Below are 17,589 nucleotides of genomic sequence, written 5' to 3' on the forward strand. Positions count from 1 at the left end.
CTTTCTAGCGCGGCTGGGCCGAGGTTTGCGGCGGCAGCTTGGCCCACCAGGTGTCCAGGGCCCAGAGCTCGCCCGTGGCGTAAGGCGGCACGGTCTCGGGGCGTTGCAGGCGCCAGGCGTTGTAGACCATGCGGTGCGTGCCCGCGCTCCACTGCGGAATCAGATAGTGGCTGTGCGCGATCACGCGTTCCAGCGCATGGCAGGCGGGCAGCAATTCTTCCTGCGACTTGGCCGTGGTGATGGCCTTGATCAGCGCATCGACGGCCGGGCTCTTGACGCCCGCATAGTTCCCCGAATCTTCGGTGTCGGCGGCCTTGCTGCCGAACAGGTCGGCGAACTCCTGGCCCGGGTTGTGCGTACCCTGGAAGACGATGGTCGCCATGTCGAAATCGAATTTCTGCAGCCGCTGCTGGAACAGCGCGAAATCGACGGCGCGGTATTTGAGCTTGATGCCCAGCTTTTCGAGATTGCGCTGCCAGGGTGCGACGGTGCGCAGGCTGCCTTCGCCGCTGTCGAGGTATTCGAGCTCCAGCTCCTGGCCGGCGGCATTGCGCAGCACGCCTCCCTGCACGGTCCAGCCAGCATCGCGCAGCAGCTGCTGCGCGCGGCGCAGATTCTCGCGCAGCGAGCTGGGTGGATCGGTGCGCGGCGGGCTGTACATTTCGCCGAATGCGGCCGCGGGAATCTGCGCGCGCCAGGGCTCCATCAGCGCCAGCTCGGCGGCGCTGGGCAGGCCGCGGGTCTCGCAGGCCGTGTTGCCGAACATGCCGCGCACGCGGTAGTACGAGCCATAGAACATCTGGCGGTTCATCCACTCGTAGTCCATCGCCAGATCGAGGGCTTCGCGCACCCGGGCGTCCTGCAGCAGCGGTCGGCGCGTGTTGAGCACATAGCTCTGGAAGCCCGAGGGCAGCTTGTGTTCGAACTCGCCCTTGACCAGCTCGCCCGTGGTGAAGCGCTTGCCGCTGATGCGCCGCGCCCAGTCGCCCGCGCTGTACACGCGCATCAAATCGAACTCGCCGGCCTTGAGGGCTTCGAGCCGCGCGGTGTTGTCCTTGTAGATCTTGACGCTCACGCGCTCGAAGTTGGCCGTGCCCTTGCGCACGCCCAGGTCCTTGGCCCAATAGTTGGGGTCGAGCACATAGGTGATGTCTTTGCCGAAACGCACCGGGCCCACACGGTAGGCGCCGCTGCCTATCGGTGTCTCCATCACCACCTGGTCAAACGGCTTGACCTTGCCGTCGGCGCCGCGCGCCCAGTCGGGGCTGAAGATGGGCAAGCCGCCCACGGTCAGCGGCAGCTCGCGGTTGGGCACGTGAAAACGAAAGCGCACCGTGCGCTCATCGACCACGTCGGCGCCAGCGACGTCGATCAGCAGCGTCTTGTAGGCCGGCGACGTGTATTGGCCGATCAGCGTCTCGTAGCTGTACTTCACGTCCTTGGCGAGCACGGGCTTGCCGTTGTGAAAGCGCGCCTCGCGCCGCAGCCGAAACGTGGCCGACAGGCCGTCGGGCGCGACGTCCACATCTTCGGCCAGCAAACCGTAGCCGGTCGCGGTCTCGTCGAGCGAGCCCGTGAGCAGCGTGTCGAACATCAGGTTCGACAGATAAGCGGGCGCATTGCCCTTGATGGTGAACGGGTTGTACTTGTCGAAAGTGGACACCCGAAGGTTGCTCACCAGCCGCAATTCGCCGCCTTTGGGCGCCTGCGGGTTGACGTAATCGAAATGCGTGAAGCCCGCGGGATAGCGCGGCGCCCCCCACAAAGCATACGCATGCGCGCTCCAGGCAGGAGAAGCACCCATCAACAGCAGAGAAAACATCCAGTAGCGCATGAGACAATTCTGCCCTAGCCTTGACCGGATGCGTCCATCGCCCGGTCGCCGCGCACAACAGAATTTGCGAACTGCACATTCCCACCTACTTTCCTGGAGAAAAACAATGGGTTTCCTCACCGGCAAAAAACTGCTGATCACCGGCGTCCTGTCCAACCGTTCCATCGCCTATGGCGTCGCCAAGGCCTGCCATGCGCAAGGCGCCGAACTCGCGTTCAGCTATGTCGGTGAGCGCTTCAAGGACCGCATCACCGAATTCGCCGCCGACTTCGACTCGAAGCTGGTGTTCGACTGCGACGTAGCCGACGACGCGCAGATCGAGAAGCTGTTCGCCGACCTGGGCGAGACCTGGGGCAAGTTCGACGGCTTCCTGCACTCGATCGGCTTTGCGCCGCGCGAAGCGATCGCCGGCAATTTTCTCGACGGCCTGAGCCGCGAGAACTTCCGCATCGCCCACGACATCAGCGCCTACAGCTTCCCCGCGATGGCCAAGGCCGCCCTGCCCTACCTCAACGACAAGTCGTCGCTGCTGACGCTGTCGTACCTGGGTGCGCTGCGCTCCATCCCCAACTACAACACCATGGGCCTGGCCAAGGCCTCGCTCGAAGCCTCGGTGCGTTACCTGGCCGAAGCCGTGGGCCGCACCGAAGACGGTCGCACGATACGCGCCAACGGCATTTCTGCCGGCCCGATCAAGACCCTGGCCGCCAGCGGCATCAAGGACTTCGGCAAGCTGCTCAGCCGCGTGGCCGACGCCTCGCCGCTGCGCCGCAACGTGACGCCCGAAGACGTGGGCAATGTCGCGGCCTTCATGTTCTCCGACCTGGCCGCGGGCGTGACCGCTGAAATCACTTACGTGGACGGCGGCTTCAGCCAGACCGCGGGCCTGAGCGCCGACCAGGTCTGAGCATCACGCTGCGGCGTCGAGTTGAAAGCCATGGGCGTGAGCCCATGGCTTTTTTCATGCACGTGAAGGGTGCAGGGACATGGTGCCGGCCCTGGTCACTCCCCGCATGACGAATTAAGCTGGCTGCAATTTCAGCTCCGCGCGCCGACCCGATGCCCTCCAGCGAACACGACACCCATCACGGCCACGACCATGGCCACCCGCACGGCGAAGCGCACGCACACTCCCACGCGCATGACCATGGCGCTGGCGGGCATTCGCATGCGCCATCGGTCACGGCGTCGAACGCCAAGCGCATCCAGTGGGTCTTCGTGATGACGCTGGGCTATGCGGCGGTGCAGGTGGTCGGCGGCTGGTGGTCGGGCTCGCTGGCCTTGATCGCCGATGCAGGCCATATGCTGTCGGACGCCGCGGCGCTGCTGCTGGCACTGATCGCCTACCGCATTGCGGCGCGCGCGCCCGACAAGCTGCGCACCTATGGCTTTCACCGCGTGCGCGTGCTCGCGGCGCTGGCCAATGGCGCCTCGCTGCTGCTGCTCGTGGCCTGGATCGCCTGGGAAGCCGTGGCGCGTTTTCGCCAGCCCACCGAAGTGCTCGCCGGGCCGATGCTGGCCGTGGCCGTGGTGGGCCTGCTGGTGAATGTGGTCGGTGCCTGGGTGCTGATGCGCGGCCAGCAGAATGACGGCAATCTGCGCGGCGCGCTGCTGCATGTGGTCGGCGACCTGCTGGGTTCGGTGGGCGCGATCGCGGCCGCGATCGGCATCATGTTCACCGGCTGGACCGTGCTCGACCCGATTCTTTCAGTACTGGTCGCGGTGCTGGTGGTGCGCTCGGCCTGGAGTCTGGTGTCGGACGCGCTGTTGATCTTGCTGCAGGCCGTGCCGCGCGGCCTCGATGTGGAAACCGCGCAAGCCGATATCGCCGGCCTGCCAGGCGTCGCCGAAGTCGGCCATTTCCATGCCTGGACGCTGACCGACGAGCGCGTGGTGGCCACGGTCCATGTCACGCCCTCGCCAGGCACCGACAACCTGACGCTGCCGCAACAAGTCGCACAGTTGCTGCGCGACAAGCATGCTATCGAACATGTGACGGTGCAGGTGGACCCGCCCGGCGGGCTGCAGGGCCCGCACTGAGACGCTGGCTTATTCGGCGCGCAACGATGCGTTGAGTTGGTCGATGACTTCGGCCCACTCCGCGTCGGCGCGCAGTTCTTCGCGCAGCAGGCGCGCCTGGGATTCGTTCCAGAAAGGCGCTTCGTGCAGCAGCACGGCGGAGTCCAGAGGTGCGTGTTCGCGGATGAAGTCGGCGATGCCCTGGGGATCATCGGCCAGGCCCAGTTGGGCGAACAGTTCGGAGAAGCGGGGATTGATGGTATCCATGGAAAAGTCCTTTGCACAATCACGTGGGTGGCTTCACGGCCGCGCGCGCGGCCGTGAAAAATGGCGGTGACAGGACTGCCCCGACGGCGTTGCCGTGGTTGCAGCGCTGTTGAAGCATTGTGCAGGATTCCCCCGTGGTCCACGCTCCCCAAACTGTCGGAGAAAGCGCCGATTCAGGCGTCGCTTGGCGCGTAAATCACTCGGGCTGTATGCCCGCGGCCTTGATCACCTTGCCCCATTTGGCGGTTTCGTCTGCCTGGAACTTGGCGAGTTCATCGGGCGTGCCATGCCAGCGGCTGGTGCCCGACAGCGTGTAGAAGCTCGCAGCCTGGCGGCTTTCGACGGCCTTGCCCAGCAGGCTGCTGAGCTGGTTGACGATCTGTGGCGGCGTGCCCGCGGGCAGGTAGGCCGCGAACCAGTAGCCCATGTTGTAGCCCTTGACGCCCGCCTGCTCGATGGTCGGCACGTCGGGCAGCATGGCGCTGCGCTCCTGCGTCGAGAAGCCCAAGGCCTTGAGCTTGCCGGCCTGCACCTGCGGCAGGCCCGTGGAGACGTCGGTGATCATCAGATCGATCTGGCCGCCCAACAGGTCGGTGATCGCCAGCGGGTTGCTCTTGTAAGGCACATGCAGGATGTCGACGCCCGCGAGCTGCTTGAGCATTTCGCCGGCCATGCGGCTGGACGAACTGCCGCTGCCGAAAGTCAGCTTGCCGGGATTGGCCTTGGCATAGGCCACGAGATCCTTGACCGACTGCAGTGGCGATGAGGAATTCACCACCAGCACCTGGCCGCCCTTGCCCAGGCCCGTCACGGGCGCGAAGTCCTTGACCGGGTCGTAAGGCAGCTTCTTGTAGAGGTGCTCGTTGGCTGCGTGCGTGGTGTTGGTGGTGATCAGTACCGTGTAGCCATCGGCTGCGGAGCGCGCCACGCCCTGGGCGGCGAGCATGCCGCTGGCCCCGCCCTTGTTTTCCACGACCACGGCCTGGCCGGTCTCCTGCGTGATCGACTGGCCCAGCGCGCGTGCGATCTGGTCGGTGGCACTGCCGGCCGCGAACGGCACGACGAAAGTCAATGCCTTCGACGGGTACTTGGCGGCGGTCTGGGCAAAGGCCGCGGGCGCGGCGGCCAGCACCAGCGCGGCGGCAAGGCTGGCACCCAAGGTGCGGCGGCGCAGGGATTGAGGAATGGGGTTCATGGTTTTGTCTCCTGGGTTGTAGTAGTTGGAAAATGAACGCTGAAAAAGCCTAGGACTCTTGCGGTCCCTTGCAATGCACCAGCAGATCGGCGGGCAGGTCGATGTCCAGCAGCAGCAGATCGAAGGCCAGCGCCTTGCCATGGGTGTCGAGGTTGAGCGCGCTGTTGACGCCGCCTTCGAGCACATCGTCGATCACGAAATTGAGCGCCTGCAGCCTGGGCAGCACATGGCGCGCAACGTTGCTGGGACTGCGCGCCGCGAAATGCGCGGCCACGCGCTCGGCCGTGACCTGGGCTTCGATCACCGGCCAGAGCAGCGGGTGGTAGGCGATCACGCTGATGTTGCTGCGGTTGCCTTTGTCGCCCGTGCGGCCATGGGCCAGGCGGTAAAGGGGCAGGCTCAGGGTGTTGGAAGTGTTCATGGGAGATGACATGGTTCAGGGCTGGGCCGCGGCGGGACTCCACCAGCGCCAGCCACAGGGAATCTGTTCGCGCGGCAGCAGGCACGACACCGTCGACAAGCGCGAGCGCAGCTGGGTGCGCACGCCGCCGCCGCCGCCGGGCCCGCAGGTGTAGAGCGCGTTGACTTCGCGCAGCAGCACTTCGGCGGCCTGGGCCGTGGGCTGTTCCCAGGCCCAGCGCACGCGCACATCGCGCGGCGCCTGGCCCGCGTGCGGCAGTTGCTGGAGCCACTGGCCCTGGTCATCGCCGAGCACGCTGGTCACGCCGATGAAGTCGCAGCGCAGCGTGCCTTGCGCGCCCAGACGCGTGGCAATGATTTGTCGTGCCAGTTGGGCGCGAGCCAGGGCATGCGCGCCCGCATAGGAAATCTCGGCTTCGGCGAGCCAGCCGCGCTCGCTGCAGACATTGATCTTGAGGTGGCTGGGCCGCGCGTGGCCGCGCACGCCTTCGAGCCGCACCTGATTGAGGCCGACTTCGGTGACCCAGGCTTCGCTGATGTCGGCGACGACATCGGGCGTCAGATAGGCCGCGGGGTCGTGCACCTCATAGAGCAGCTGTTCCTTGACGGTCTGGGCGTTGATCAGCCCGCCCGTGTGCTCGGGCTTGCTGATGGTGCACCGGCCGTCGGCTTCGATGCGCGCGATAGGAAAGCCCACATGGGCCAGATCGGGCACATCCTTGTAGCCCGGATCGGCGAAATAACCGCCCGAGACCTGGGAGCCGCATTCGAGCAGATGCCCGGCCATGGTGCCGCGCGCCAGCAGATCCCAGTCGTCCCAGGCCCAGCCATGCCAGGCCACGGCCGGGCCCAGCACCAGCGCCGGGTCGGCGACGCGGCCCGCGATCACGATCTCGGCGCCGTCCTGCAGCGCCTGGGCGATGGGCTGGGCGCCGATATATGCATTGGCGCTCACGACCCGGGACGCAGGCCATTGCGCGCCGCAGGCGTCCTGCAGCGGCTGCACATGCTCGGCGCCCATCAGGTCGTCGCCATGCACCAGCGCCATGCGCGGCACGCGAATGCCCAGTTCGGCGGCCAGCGCCGCGATGCAGGCCGCCGCGCCCGCGGGATTGGCCGCGCCGAAATTGCTGACGATGCGAATGCCGTGGGCGATGCAGTCGGCAAGCACGGGCCGCAGCAGATCGGCGAGCAGCGGCTCGTAGCCGGCCGCGGGATCGCGCGCTCGCGCCAGTTGCGCCAGCGCCAGCGTGCGCTCGGCCAGGGTTTCGAAAATCAGCACCGCGGGCGCGGCGGCGGCGATCAAGGCGTCGACCACGGGGCGCGCGGCGTCCGTGCGATCGCCCGAGAACCCCGCGCCGCAGCCGACCAGAAGCGGGCCGCGGGGCATGGAGGCAGAAGCCGGCCCCGAGGGCCAGCGCGTGGAATTCAGATCAGGAATGGTGTTCGCCATGAGGCCAATATAGAGAAAGCGATTTATGTTGTAAATTCGATGATTTGGATAGATTGATTTGCATCACCTATGAATCTGACCACCCGCCAACTCCAGGCCTTCGAAGCCCTGCAACAGCATCTGAGCTTCACGCGCGCCGCGCAGCAGTGCCATCTGTCGCAGCCCGCGTTCAGCGCGCTGATCCAGGGCCTGGAACAAGGCCTGGGCTCGCAGCTGTTCGAGCGCAGCACCCGGCATGTGGTGCTCACTTCCGCGGGCCAGGACTTTGCGCCCCATGCCCAACGCCTGCTCGCCGCGATAGACCAGGCCGTGGAGTCGATGCAAGGCGCGGCCCAGCTGCGCGCCAGCCGCGTCACCGTGGCGCTGCTGCCATCGCTTGCCGCCCACTGGCTGCCGTCGCTGCTCGCGCAGTTTGCGCAAAGCCATCCCCAGATCCAGGTACAGGTGCGCGATGCCTTGAACACGCCCTGCCTCGAAAGCGTGCAGCAGGGCCAGGCCGACTGGGCGCTGTGCACGGCGCTGGCGCGCCACCCCGACCTGCATGCGGCGGCCGTGGCCGAGGAAACGTTCTATCTTGTGTGCCCGCATGATCATGCACTGGCGCAGACCAGCGCGCCGATCGCGCCCCAGGCGCTGCGCGCCATACCGTTCGTGCAACTCGCGGCCCACACCAGCATTCGCGCCAGCGTCGAGGCCTGGCAGGCCGCGGTGTTCACGCAACCGCTGCTGCAGACCTGCATGGAAGTCGAGCAGCTCGCGACCGTCATGGGCATGGTGCGCGCCGGCCTGGGCGTGAGCCTGGTGCCTGCGCTGTCGCTGGCGTACTTTCAGGACCCAGGCATCGCGATACGCCGGCTCGAAGGCCTGGCGCCGTCGCGCACGATCTACTGGGTGCGCCACCGCCACCAGAGCCTTGGCCCCGCGGCCCAGGCGTTCTACGACAGCGCCCAGCATTCGTTGCAGGCCTGGCTGCAGGGCCAGGAAGAAATGCAGTCTCTGGGCCGCACGTGAAAAGCCATATCGCCCGCGTCTGGCTATGATGGCCTGAGCCCCCACCACGGCAGCCCGCACGATGAGCCCACTGCCCCTTTTTCCCTTGCGCAGCGAATGCCCGCCCGGTGCCTGCACCTGCGGGCGCGACGCGTTGCTGCAGGACCCGCAGGCCGACCTGCGCATCATGCGGCTCACGCGCGAAGACGAAAAACGCCTGGTGCAGCGGCTAGAAAACCTCAGCAGCCTGGCCGATCTGCGCCACATGCAGCAGCGCATGCAGCTGCAGCTGGGGCTGGAGCTGGAGATACAGACCAGCGCGCGCGAAGTGCGCACGCTGCGCGGCATCACCATCCTCGTTCTCGAACGCCCGGGCCTGTGCCGCAAGACGCGCCAGGCGATTCCCGCGGCAATCAAGCGCAGCTTCGAACAGCGGCCCGAAATTGCGTTTGAACTGCTCGATGAAGAAAGCCTGTTTGCGCCGCAAGCTGATGCGCCCGTGACACGCTGACGCTCCAAGCCAGCTGCGCCGGCGAGAACGTCAGCCGGTGCATGTTGCCAGCCACATGCGCCGAAAGAAATAACGGTTTTTCTCGCCATGCCATTGGATGCACCCAGGTACTTTCAGCGCCACCCTATTGATAGATTAAAACTATCAAAATACAATAACTAATGAGTAATAACTCAAATACACCAAACGGTGGCACGCAATGCAGCCGCCGGTGACACACCAACAGTGCCGCAAACATCAACCCAAGACTTGCGCTGTGCCCGTTTGATTTTCGCCAACCCAAGGACAAGCACCATGACCGATACCCTCCAGCCCCGCGCCGATCGTAGTGATACCTGGCCGCGCTCAAGGCCGGGCGGTAACTCCGCATGATTGTTCTCCTGAGCCCTGAAACCTGGCCATTTGGCGCAGCCCTGGCAGCCGTGGTCGGGCTGACCGTGATCGAAGGCGCGGGTCTGCTGTTCGCGCAAAGTCCCTCGCACGGGCTCGATAGCCTGCTGCCCGATATGCCCGAAGGGCTGGAACGGGCGTTGGGCTGGCTATATCTCGGCAAGGTCCCGGTCCTGGTACTGCTGATCCTTTTTTTAGCCGGCTTTTCCGTGTCGGGCTATGCCGTGCAGGCGCTGGCTGGCACCTTGTTCGGCAGCTTGCTGCCATGGTGGCTGGCTTCGCTGCCCGCAGCGCTCGCAGGCCTGTCCTGCGTGCGGGCGCTGGGCGGCCTGCTCGCGCGGGTACTGCCCGACCATGAGACCACGGCGGTCAGCGAGCAGTCCCTGGTGGGCCGCACCGGCATGGTCACACAAGGCATTGCACGCAGCGGCGTGGCAGCCCAGACCAAGGTGCGCGACGCGAACGGCGGCTTGCACTACGTGCTCGTCGAGCCCGAGATCGCGACCGAGACCTTTGCCGAAGGCGACTCGGTGCTGCTCGTGCGCAAGGCCGGCGCGCGCTTTTACGGCATACGCAACCCACACCCCGAACTGCTTTAGTGCGGTCAACACCATTCAAACAGAGGAAAAAATGCTCAGCGATACACAGATGAACGAAATGCTGATCAACATCGGCGTTCCGACCGGCATTGCACTGCTTGCCCTGCTGGCCATAGGCCTCATCGTTGCGCGCCTTTACCAGCGCGCCAGCAAAGAGACCGCCTTCGTGCGCACCGGCCTTGGGGGCCAGAAAGTCATCATCAACGGAGGCGCGCTGGTGTTGCCGGTTTTTCACGAAATCATTCCGGTCAACATGAACACGCTCAAGCTCGAGGTCTCGCGCAAGGAAGAGCAAAGTCTGATCGCACTCGACCGCATGCGCGTCGACGTGGCAGCCGCGTTCTTCGTGCGCGTCAAGCAAATGGCCGAATCGGTCAGCACTGCCGCACAAACCCTGGGCCGCAAGACCATGGAGCCGCAGCAACTCAAACTGTTGGTGGAAGACAAGTTTGTCGACGCCCTGCGGGCCACCGCCGCGACCATGACCATGCAGGAATTGCAGGACAAGCGCCGGGAGTTCGTCCAGGCCGTGCAAAACGCGGTGGCCGAAGATCTGGAAAAGAACGGACTGGAGCTGGAATCGGTGTCGCTCACCAGCATGGATCAGACCGCCAAGGATTTCTTCAACCCCGACAACGCGTTCGACGCCGAAGGCTTGACGCGCTTGACGCAAGAAACCGAGGCCCGCCGCAAGCAGCGCAACGATATCGAGCAGGATACGGAAGTGCAGGTGCGCACAAAGAACCTTGAGGCCGAACGCGTCAAGCTCGACATCTCGAAGAATCAGGAGTTTGCCAAGCTGACGCAATTGCAGGCGATCGCCAATGCCAAGGCCGAGCAAATTGCCGAAATCGCAAAAACCGAGGCAGAACGCCAACGCGAAGCCGAAGAAGTGCGTATCACGTCAGACCGTCAGGTCAAGGAGCGGCGCATTGAGGCCGATCGCACGGTGAACAGCGCAGAAATCGACAAGAACCTGGCCATCCAGAAAAAGAACATCGAAGCGGAGCGCGAAACGCGCATCAAGCAAGCCGAGCAACGGCAATCGGTGGAGCTCGCCAACCAGGACGCCGCCATTGCCATCGCCCGAAAATCCGAAGAACAATCACAGGCCGACGCCACCGCCAACGCGGCCTTGGCGGATTCCGTGCGTTCGGAAGAGCTCGTCAAAACGGCGCGCGAAATGGCGGTGGCTGAACGCGGCAAGGCCATTCAACTGATCGATGCCGCAAAAGAAGCCGAGCAGCAGGCCATAGGCGTCAAGGTGGCGGCGCAGGCCGAACGCGAAGCCGCCGAGAATCGCGCCGCCGCGATCACCGTGGAAGCCCATGCGCGCAAAGACGCGGCGTTGGCCGAAGCCGAAGGTATTGCCGCCATCAACGAAGCCAAGAACCGCCTCGGTGTGGCCCAGATCGATTTGGCCGTGCGCCTGCAACTCATTGAGTCCCTGCCCCAGATCCTGGAGCAGGCGGCCAAGCCGATGGAGAAAATCGATTCCATTCGACTCTTCCAGGTCAACGGCTTGCCGGGCATGGGTGCGGGCGCGGGCGCGGGCGGTCATGGCAACGGCCCGGCAACTGGCGGCACGCTGCCGGAGCAGGTGGTGAACTCCGCCTTGCAGTATCAAGTGGCCAAACCCATTGTCGACGCCATCATGAAAGATGCCGGCTTGGCCCATCCTTCGCTGACCGGTATCGCGCAGTCGATTGCCGGCATGGTGGCGCTTCCCGCCGCGCCGGCAACCGATGCGCCTATGCTTGGAGCCAACCCGCTGCCAGCGCAGGAGTCCGTTGCCGAGAATGCCTGACGCTGTCGGGACTTCGGCAGGCACGGGGCTCGGGACGAGCGGCCGTGCCCGCCTCTCCGATCAACCGAGCTGCGTCTTGAAAAACGCAATCGTGCGATCCCAGGCCAGCTTGGCTGCGGCCGCGTCATAGCGGGGCGTGGTGTCGTTGTTGAAACCGTGCTGCGTGCCCGCGTAGTGGTGCACCTCGTATTTCGCGCCGGCCGCCTTGAGCGCGGCTTCGTAGGCGGGCCAGGCGGCATTGATGCGTTCGTCGACGGCCGCCAGATGCACCAATAGCGGCGCCTTGACCTTCGCGGCCTGGGCGGGATCGGGCGTGTTGCCGTAGAACGGCACGGCGGCGCGCAGCTCGGGCAGTTGCGTTGCCAGCCAATGCGACATGCCGCCGCCGTAGCAAAAGCCCACCACGCCCAGCTTGCCGTCGCCATCGGCGCGCATGCGCAGCCACTGCGCGGCGGCCAGGAAGTCTTCGCGCGTGCTGACCTGGTCGAGCTTGGCAAAGGCTTCGCGCGCCTTGTCTTCATCGCCGGGATAGCCGCCCAGCGGCGTGAGCGCGTCGGGCGCGAAGGCCATGAAGCCCTCGAGCGCCAGGCGCCGGGTCACGTCTTCGATATGGGGATTGAGGCCGCGGTTTTCATGCACCACCAACACCATGGGCAGGCGCGCCGCGCCGGCCGCGGCCGGGCGGGCGAGATAGCCGTTGATGCTGTTGTAAACCGAAGGGGTGGGCAGCGAGACGCGCTGCGTGGTCACGCGGCTGTCTTGCGCCGGCACCTGCTGGCCCGCGGCGAAATTGGGGCTCAGCGCCGCGAGTAGGCCCGCAGCCGTGACGCCGGCCTTCGCATAGCGCTGCGCCTGGCCCAGAAAGCTGCGCCGGTCCATGTCGCCATGCACGTAGGCGTCAAAAAGAATCAGCAGTTCCTGGTCGAAATCGGCGGCAGTCAAGCGAGTGGTCATTGGCGGCTCCTGAACAAGGGATGGGAAGCAACGATCTTACGACCATGCGCGCCCATCCACCAGCGCCGCGGGGTCGTCAGGGCCGTGCCAGGCGCCAGACGTTGCCCACGCCTTCACCCGTGGCGTCGCCCGGACGGCTGTCCTTGGCCCAGAAGTACAGCGGCCGGCCCTTGTACGCCCATTGGGTCGCGCCGTCGTCGCGCGTGATGACGCTCCAGTCGCCTATGGGCTTGGCACCCGCGGGCGCCATCAGCGGCGGCCAATTGGTCGCGCAGCCGCCGTTGCAAACGCTCTTGCCGCTGCCCACCGCATCGCGGTCGAACACATACAGCGTCATCTGGTTGGGGCCGACAAGCATGCCGTTCATCGTCGTGGCCGGCGAAGCCTGGGACTGGGCCATGGGGGCCTTGCTGCTGGGCGCCGTATTACACGCGGTCAATGCGACCGAAGCCAGAAAAGCGATTGAAGCCATACGTAGCATGGAGTACTCCTTGAATGAGGAAAGCCGGAAAAAGGCGCGTGATTCCATCAACCTGGGCGCCCGTTGAAGTCGCCAAGGCAGTATCTGCCTTTTTGCGCTTGCGGTGGTAACGAACTTCTACCGCGCGTCGCCCATGGACCTCACCACAGCGGCCGGCGTCGCAGCATGGCCTGGAATTTCTCGTGCACCACGATGCCGCTGTTCAATCGCATCCAGGGGCTGGTGACGCCGGGATCGACGCTGAAGATGCGCCCGGGCGCGACCGTGATCTGCTCGGCCGTGAGGTATTCGGACAGCGCCAGCGAATCCTCCAGGCCGTCGAAGCGCACCCACATATAGAGGCTTTCCTCGGGCGCGCAGAAAAAGCGCGCGCCCGCATCGGCCAGCAATTGGCGCGACTGGCGCGTGGCCTGGGCCACATGCGACTTCAGCGCGCTGATGTGCTTGGCATAGGTGCGTTCGCGCAGGATGGTGTCCACCGTGCGCTCCGCGTACTCCGAACTGCTCACATGCACGATGGACTTCAGATCGGCAAGTTCGGACGCCATGTCGGCGCTGCAGGCGAGAAAGCCCACGCGCAAGGCCGCGGACAGCGACTTCGAAAACGAGCCGATATAGATCGTGCGCTGCAACTGGTCCAGCGCCGACAGCCGCGTCTGATCGTGCGGCTTGAGATCGGCCAGCGGGTCCATGTCGACCAGCAGCAGATTGTATTTTTCGGCCAGTGCCAGCAGGCGCCTGGCCTTGTCGGCGCTGATGTCGGAGCCCGTGGGGTTGTGGCCCACCGACTGCACGAAGAACAGCCGCGGGCGCTTGCGAATCAGCACCTGCTCGAGCACTTCCAGATCGGGGCCGTCGGGCTGGCGCGGAATGCCCGCGATTTCCGCGCCATGCACCTTGAGCTTGGCGAACAGGAAGTAGTAGCCCGGGTCATCGACCAGCACCGTCGCGCCCGGCGGAATCATGTAGCGCAGCACCAGGTCCATTGCCTGGTTCGCGCCATGGGTCATGAGAATCTGGCGCGGGTCGGTCTCAATGCCCAGATTGCCGAGCTTGCGCACCAGTTGCTGGCGCAGCGGCAGATAGCCTTGGCGGTTGCCATAGCTGAACAGCGCCCCCAGCCCGCCGCGCGCGACCTTGTGGTGCACGCGGTCCAGGCGCGCGCCCGCAAGCCATTCGGGCGGCGGCATGCCGTCGGCGGCGCGAATCGCGTGCGGATCGTCCTTGAGCTGCTCGCGTATCAGCCAGACCCAGTCCTTGGCGCGCCCCAGCGCGTGGTCGTCCATGTCGGGCGGCTCGGCGATGTCTTTCACATAGAAACCCGCGCCGCGCCGCGGCTCGACCAGGCCGCGCGCGACCAGCAGTTCGAAGGCCGCGATCACGGTGTTCTTGCCATAGGCGCGCTCGCGCGTGATCTCGCGCAGCGACGGCAATTTCTCGCCGACCTTGTACGCGCCCTGGCGGATTTCCCGCTCCAGCGATTCGGCGAGGATCTTGAAACCGGCAAGCGGTGTTGGCATGGATCTGTTCTCAATAACTGTACCTGCTGCAAAGGGTACAGCACGCCTAAAGTAACGGGCAGTCCCGCTTCGCCGGGAATACCCTGATCCACCCTCACCTGCGCTCCAAGGATTTTCATGACCCGTGACTCCCGCCTGCCCAATATGCGTTCCCTGACTCCGCAGGAACGCCTGCACCGCGTCGCCGAAGCCGCGGGCCTCGATGCCCAGGACCGCGCGCTGCTGGCCCAGGCCGGCGCGCTGCCGCTGGACGTGGCCGACGGCATGATCGAAAACGTCGTCGGCACGTTCGAGCTGCCGCTGGGCATCGCCAGCAACTTCCGCGTCAACGGCAAGGATGTGCTGGTGCCCATGGCCGTCGAGGAACCCTCGGTCGTCGCCGCGGCCTCGTTCATGGCCAAGCTCGCGCGCGACAGCGGCGGCTTCTTCACTTCGTCCACCGCGCCGCTGATGCGCGCCCAGATCCAGATCGTCGGAATGACCGACCCCTATGGCGTGCGCCAGATCGTGCTGGAGAACAAGGCCGAGATCATCGAGCGCGCCAACGCCAGGGACACGGTGCTGATCGGCCTGGGCGGCGGCTGCAAGGACATCGAAGTCCATGTGTTCGACAGCACGCCGCGCGGCCCCATGGTGGTCGCCCACCTGATCGTCGACGTGCGCGACGCCATGGGCGCGAACACCGTCAACACCATGGCCGAAACGGTGTCGGCATACATCGAGCAGATCACGTCGGCCACGGTGCGCCTGCGCATTCTGTCCAACCTCGCCGACCTGCGCCTGGCGCGCGCGCGCGTGACGCTGTCACCCGAGACGCTGAAGACCGCCGAGTACAGCGGCGAGGAAGTGATCGAAGGCGTGCTCGACGCCTATACCTTCGCCAAGATCGACCCCTACCGCGCGGCCACGCACAACAAGGGCATCATGAACGGCATAGACCCGGTGATCGTCGCCACGGGCAACGACTGGCGCGCAGTCGAAGCCGGCGCCCATGCCTACGCCGCGCAGTCGGGCCGCTACACCTCGCTCACGCGCTGGGAAAAGAACCGTGACGGCCATCTGGTCGGCAGCATAGAGCTGCCCATGCCCGTGGGCCTGGTCGGCGGCGCGACCAAGACCCACCCGCTGGCGCGCTGGGCGCTGCGCGTGATGCAGGTGCAAAGCGCGCAGGAACTTGGCGAAATCGCCGCGGCCGTGGGCCTGGCGCAAAACCTGGGCGCGCTGCGCGCGCTGTCGACCGAAGGCATTCAGCGCGGCCACATGGCCTTGCATGCGCGCAACATCGCCCTGCTCGCGGGCGCGGCTGGCGCCGACATCCAGCGCATCGCGGCGCAGATGGCGCAGGAGAAGAATGTGAGTGTGGACCGGGCGAAGGCGTTGTTGGCTGGCGTATAAAAACGCGGACGAACGGTCGTCCGTTCGTGGTGAGCCTGGCGCGGCGGAGAAATCCGTTCGGGCTGAGCTTGTCGAAGCCCGGTATTCCACAGACCCGGCGGCGTCTCCTCACCCGCGCTTTTTCATCGCCCGCAAATCCAGCATCCCCTGGGCCTCGCGCGGATCCGTGCCGCGCGCGAAGATCGCGTGCTTCTGGATCTTCTGCGTGCCCGTGGTGGGAATCTGCGGCGTGAACCAGATCCAGCCCGGGGCCTTGTAGTACGCCATGGCGCGGTGGCAGTGCTGGAAGATTTCCTGCGCCAGCGCCATCGTCTCGCCCATGTCGGGCACGCCGGACTTGAGCACGATGCAGGCCAGCACTTCCTCTTCGCGCACTTCATCGGCCACGGCCATCACGGCGGCCTGCTCGACCCAGGGATGGGTCAGCAGCATGGCTTCGACTTCGGCCGCGGCGATGTTCTCGCCCGAGCGCCGGATGATGTTCTTGCGCCGGTCGACGAAATGGAACATGCCGCCCGCGTCGCGCACCACCATGTCGCCCGTGTGGAACCAGCCGCCGCGCCAGGCGCTTTCGGTGGCCGCGGGGTCGTCGAGGTATTCGCTGAAGAAGTCTTTGCGCGGCGTTTCTGCAGAATGGCGAATGACCAGCTCGCCCGGCGTGCCGTCGGGCACTTCCTGGTCGAGATCGTCGACGGCGCGCGCCTGCACGCCCTCCACCGCGCAGCCGAACGCGCGGCTGCCCACCTGGCGCGGCGCATGGCAATCGACCATGATGCGCACCATCTCTGTCATGCCCCATAACTCGAGCAGTGGAAAGCCGAAGCGCTCTTCGAACGCCGCATGCAGCTGAGGCTCCACGCCCGCGCCGAAGCCAAAGCGCACGCCATGATTTCTGTCGTCCGCCGACGGCGGCTGCAGCAGCAACAGCTGGATCACCACGCCCAGGTAATGAACGATGGTCGCGCGCGTCTGGCGCACTTCCTGCCACCAGCGCGAAGGCTGGAAGCGATCGGTCTGCACCTGGCAGCCGCCGGTCAGCAGCATGCAGTAGAACGAAAGAATCGAAGCGTTCACATGGAACAGCGGCAGCGGGTTGTAGAGCCGCTCCGTGCCTTCGCGGATGCTGGCCATGCCGCCGCGCGTCGCATAGGCATGGCCCGCGGCGACTTCGTAGTGGTGCGACAGCACGCAGCCCTTGGGCCGGCCCGTGGTGCCTGATGTGTAGAGAATGCTGGCCGGCGTATCGGGCCCCGCTTCGCCGGCCTGCGCGGGCCGCGGCGCCGGGGGAACGCCTTGCGCCCATTGCTGCAGCACCGAGAGCACGGGCTGGTGGCGGCTTTCGCGCAGCGCGGCTTCGGCGGCAGCGACATGGCTTTCGAGCACCAGCAGCAGATCGATCTGCGCATGGTCGATCAAGTACGCGAACTCGGCGGGCCGGTAGTCGGGGTTCACGGGCACGCAGCACACGCCCAGCGCGTTGAGCGCGAGCTTGTGCAGCATGTGCTCGGGCCGGCTTTCGAGCAGCAGGCCCACGCGGTGGCCCAGGCCGTAGCCCGCCTGCCGGTAGTCGCGCATCAGTTCCCGGACCTGCGCGGCCGCATCGGCGTAGCTGATCTCGTAGCCCTGCGGGTGGTAGCCGCGCGCCGGGTTCACCGGCACGGCCATCAGGCTGTTGGCGGCGTATTTCTCCGCGGCCAGGAAGAACACTTCGCCAATGGTGCTGGCATCATGAATGGCAATCACATGCAGTCCTT

17 protein-coding genes are annotated in these 17,589 nt (G+C 65.7%); 8 read left to right on the forward strand and 9 right to left on the reverse strand.

The window, feature by feature from the left end:
• Positions 1–4 precede the first annotated feature (4 nt).
• On the reverse strand, positions 5–1,834 hold the full coding sequence (locus tag KHY18_RS09255; RefSeq protein ID WP_213298390.1) for an extracellular solute-binding protein: 1,830 nt from the start codon (positions 1,832–1,834) through the stop codon (positions 5–7).
• A 106-nt stretch (positions 1,835–1,940) separates the two neighbouring features.
• Between KHY18_RS09255 and fabI the strand changes: the two genes are divergently transcribed.
• Together fabI and KHY18_RS09265 are read left to right on the forward strand one after the other, a co-directional pair.
• A complete protein-coding gene (gene fabI, locus KHY18_RS09260) occupies positions 1,941–2,741 on the forward strand; it encodes an enoyl-ACP reductase FabI (protein ID WP_213298393.1) in 801 nt (266 codons plus the stop codon).
• A gap of 152 nt (positions 2,742–2,893) precedes the next feature.
• On the forward strand, positions 2,894–3,874 hold the full coding sequence (locus KHY18_RS09265; protein ID WP_213298396.1) for a cation diffusion facilitator family transporter: 981 nt from the start codon (positions 2,894–2,896) through the stop codon (positions 3,872–3,874).
• Positions 3,875–3,883: 9 nt separating this feature from the next.
• Here the strand turns inward: KHY18_RS09265 and KHY18_RS09270 are convergent, their stop codons facing one another.
• The 4 genes from KHY18_RS09270 to KHY18_RS09285 all read right to left on the reverse strand — a co-directional run bounded on the left by KHY18_RS09270 (position 3,884) and on the right by KHY18_RS09285 (position 7,125).
• Positions 3,884–4,120: a DUF2789 domain-containing protein gene (locus KHY18_RS09270; protein WP_213298399.1), complete on the reverse strand. Its 237-nt coding sequence runs from the start codon at positions 4,118–4,120 to the stop codon at positions 3,884–3,886.
• A gap of 196 nt (positions 4,121–4,316) precedes the next feature.
• Positions 4,317–5,315: a Bug family tripartite tricarboxylate transporter substrate binding protein gene (locus KHY18_RS09275; protein ID WP_213298402.1), complete on the reverse strand. Its 999-nt coding sequence runs from the start codon at positions 5,313–5,315 to the stop codon at positions 4,317–4,319.
• Positions 5,316–5,364: 49 nt separating this feature from the next.
• The gene (locus KHY18_RS09280; RefSeq protein WP_213298405.1) at positions 5,365–5,736 is read right to left on the reverse strand and encodes an AtuA-related protein; all 372 of its coding nucleotides are present in this window, start codon (positions 5,734–5,736) and stop codon (positions 5,365–5,367) included.
• Positions 5,737–5,751: 15 nt separating this feature from the next.
• Positions 5,752–7,125, reverse strand: a complete 1,374-nt coding sequence (locus tag KHY18_RS09285) for an acyclic terpene utilization AtuA family protein (RefSeq protein WP_213298544.1) — start codon at positions 7,123–7,125, stop codon at positions 5,752–5,754.
• Between the two features lie 132 nt (positions 7,126–7,257).
• Between KHY18_RS09285 and KHY18_RS09290 the strand changes: the two genes are divergently transcribed.
• The 4 genes from KHY18_RS09290 to KHY18_RS09305 all read left to right on the forward strand — a co-directional run bounded on the left by KHY18_RS09290 (position 7,258) and on the right by KHY18_RS09305 (position 11,485).
• Complete coding sequence (locus KHY18_RS09290; RefSeq protein ID WP_213298408.1) at positions 7,258–8,199, forward strand: LysR family transcriptional regulator; 942 nt, start codon at positions 7,258–7,260, stop codon at positions 8,197–8,199.
• A 61-nt stretch (positions 8,200–8,260) separates the two neighbouring features.
• On the forward strand, positions 8,261–8,689 hold the full coding sequence (locus KHY18_RS09295) for a hypothetical protein (RefSeq protein WP_213298411.1): 429 nt from the start codon (positions 8,261–8,263) through the stop codon (positions 8,687–8,689).
• A 368-nt stretch (positions 8,690–9,057) separates the two neighbouring features.
• Positions 9,058–9,678: a YqiJ family protein gene (locus KHY18_RS09300; RefSeq protein ID WP_213298414.1), complete on the forward strand. Its 621-nt coding sequence runs from the start codon at positions 9,058–9,060 to the stop codon at positions 9,676–9,678.
• A gap of 58 nt (positions 9,679–9,736) precedes the next feature.
• Positions 9,737–11,485, forward strand: a complete 1,749-nt coding sequence (locus KHY18_RS09305; RefSeq protein WP_249729013.1) for a flotillin family protein — start codon at positions 9,737–9,739, stop codon at positions 11,483–11,485.
• A gap of 60 nt (positions 11,486–11,545) precedes the next feature.
• Here KHY18_RS09305 and KHY18_RS09310 read toward each other — a convergent pair whose 3' ends face one another.
• Positions 11,546–12,439 carry a dienelactone hydrolase family protein gene (locus KHY18_RS09310; RefSeq protein ID WP_213298420.1) on the reverse strand — a complete coding sequence of 298 codons (894 nt, stop codon included), beginning with the start codon at positions 12,437–12,439 and terminating at the stop codon, positions 11,546–11,548.
• A 76-nt stretch (positions 12,440–12,515) separates the two neighbouring features.
• Positions 12,516–12,911 (reverse strand): COG4315 family predicted lipoprotein, encoded by a 396-nt coding sequence (locus tag KHY18_RS09315; protein ID WP_249729014.1) that lies wholly within the window; start codon positions 12,909–12,911, stop codon positions 12,516–12,518.
• Between KHY18_RS09315 and KHY18_RS27040 the strand changes: the two genes are divergently transcribed.
• On the forward strand, positions 12,838–12,987 hold the full coding sequence (locus KHY18_RS27040) for a hypothetical protein (protein ID WP_249729021.1): 150 nt from the start codon (positions 12,838–12,840) through the stop codon (positions 12,985–12,987). The genes KHY18_RS09315 and KHY18_RS27040 overlap by 74 nt on opposite strands.
• Positions 12,988–13,060: 73 nt before the next feature.
• On the opposite strand, the gene KHY18_RS09320 is transcribed toward KHY18_RS27040, so the two are convergent.
• A complete protein-coding gene (locus KHY18_RS09320) occupies positions 13,061–14,440 on the reverse strand; it encodes an aminotransferase-like domain-containing protein (RefSeq protein ID WP_213298426.1) in 1,380 nt (459 codons plus the stop codon).
• Between the two features lie 117 nt (positions 14,441–14,557).
• On the opposite strand from KHY18_RS09320, the gene KHY18_RS09325 reads away from it, so the two are divergent.
• On the forward strand, positions 14,558–15,835 hold the full coding sequence (locus KHY18_RS09325; protein WP_213298429.1) for a hydroxymethylglutaryl-CoA reductase, degradative: 1,278 nt from the start codon (positions 14,558–14,560) through the stop codon (positions 15,833–15,835).
• 108 nt (positions 15,836–15,943) lie between these two features.
• Here KHY18_RS09325 and KHY18_RS09330 read toward each other — a convergent pair whose 3' ends face one another.
• Positions 15,944–17,578, reverse strand: coding sequence for an AMP-binding protein (locus KHY18_RS09330; protein WP_213298431.1), 1,635 nt, complete (start codon positions 17,576–17,578; stop codon positions 15,944–15,946).
• Positions 17,579–17,589: the final 11 nt, after the last annotated feature.

Source organism: Acidovorax sp. CCYZU-2555 (genome assembly GCF_018413525.1).
GTDB lineage: Bacteria > Pseudomonadota > Gammaproteobacteria > Burkholderiales > Burkholderiaceae_C > Comamonas.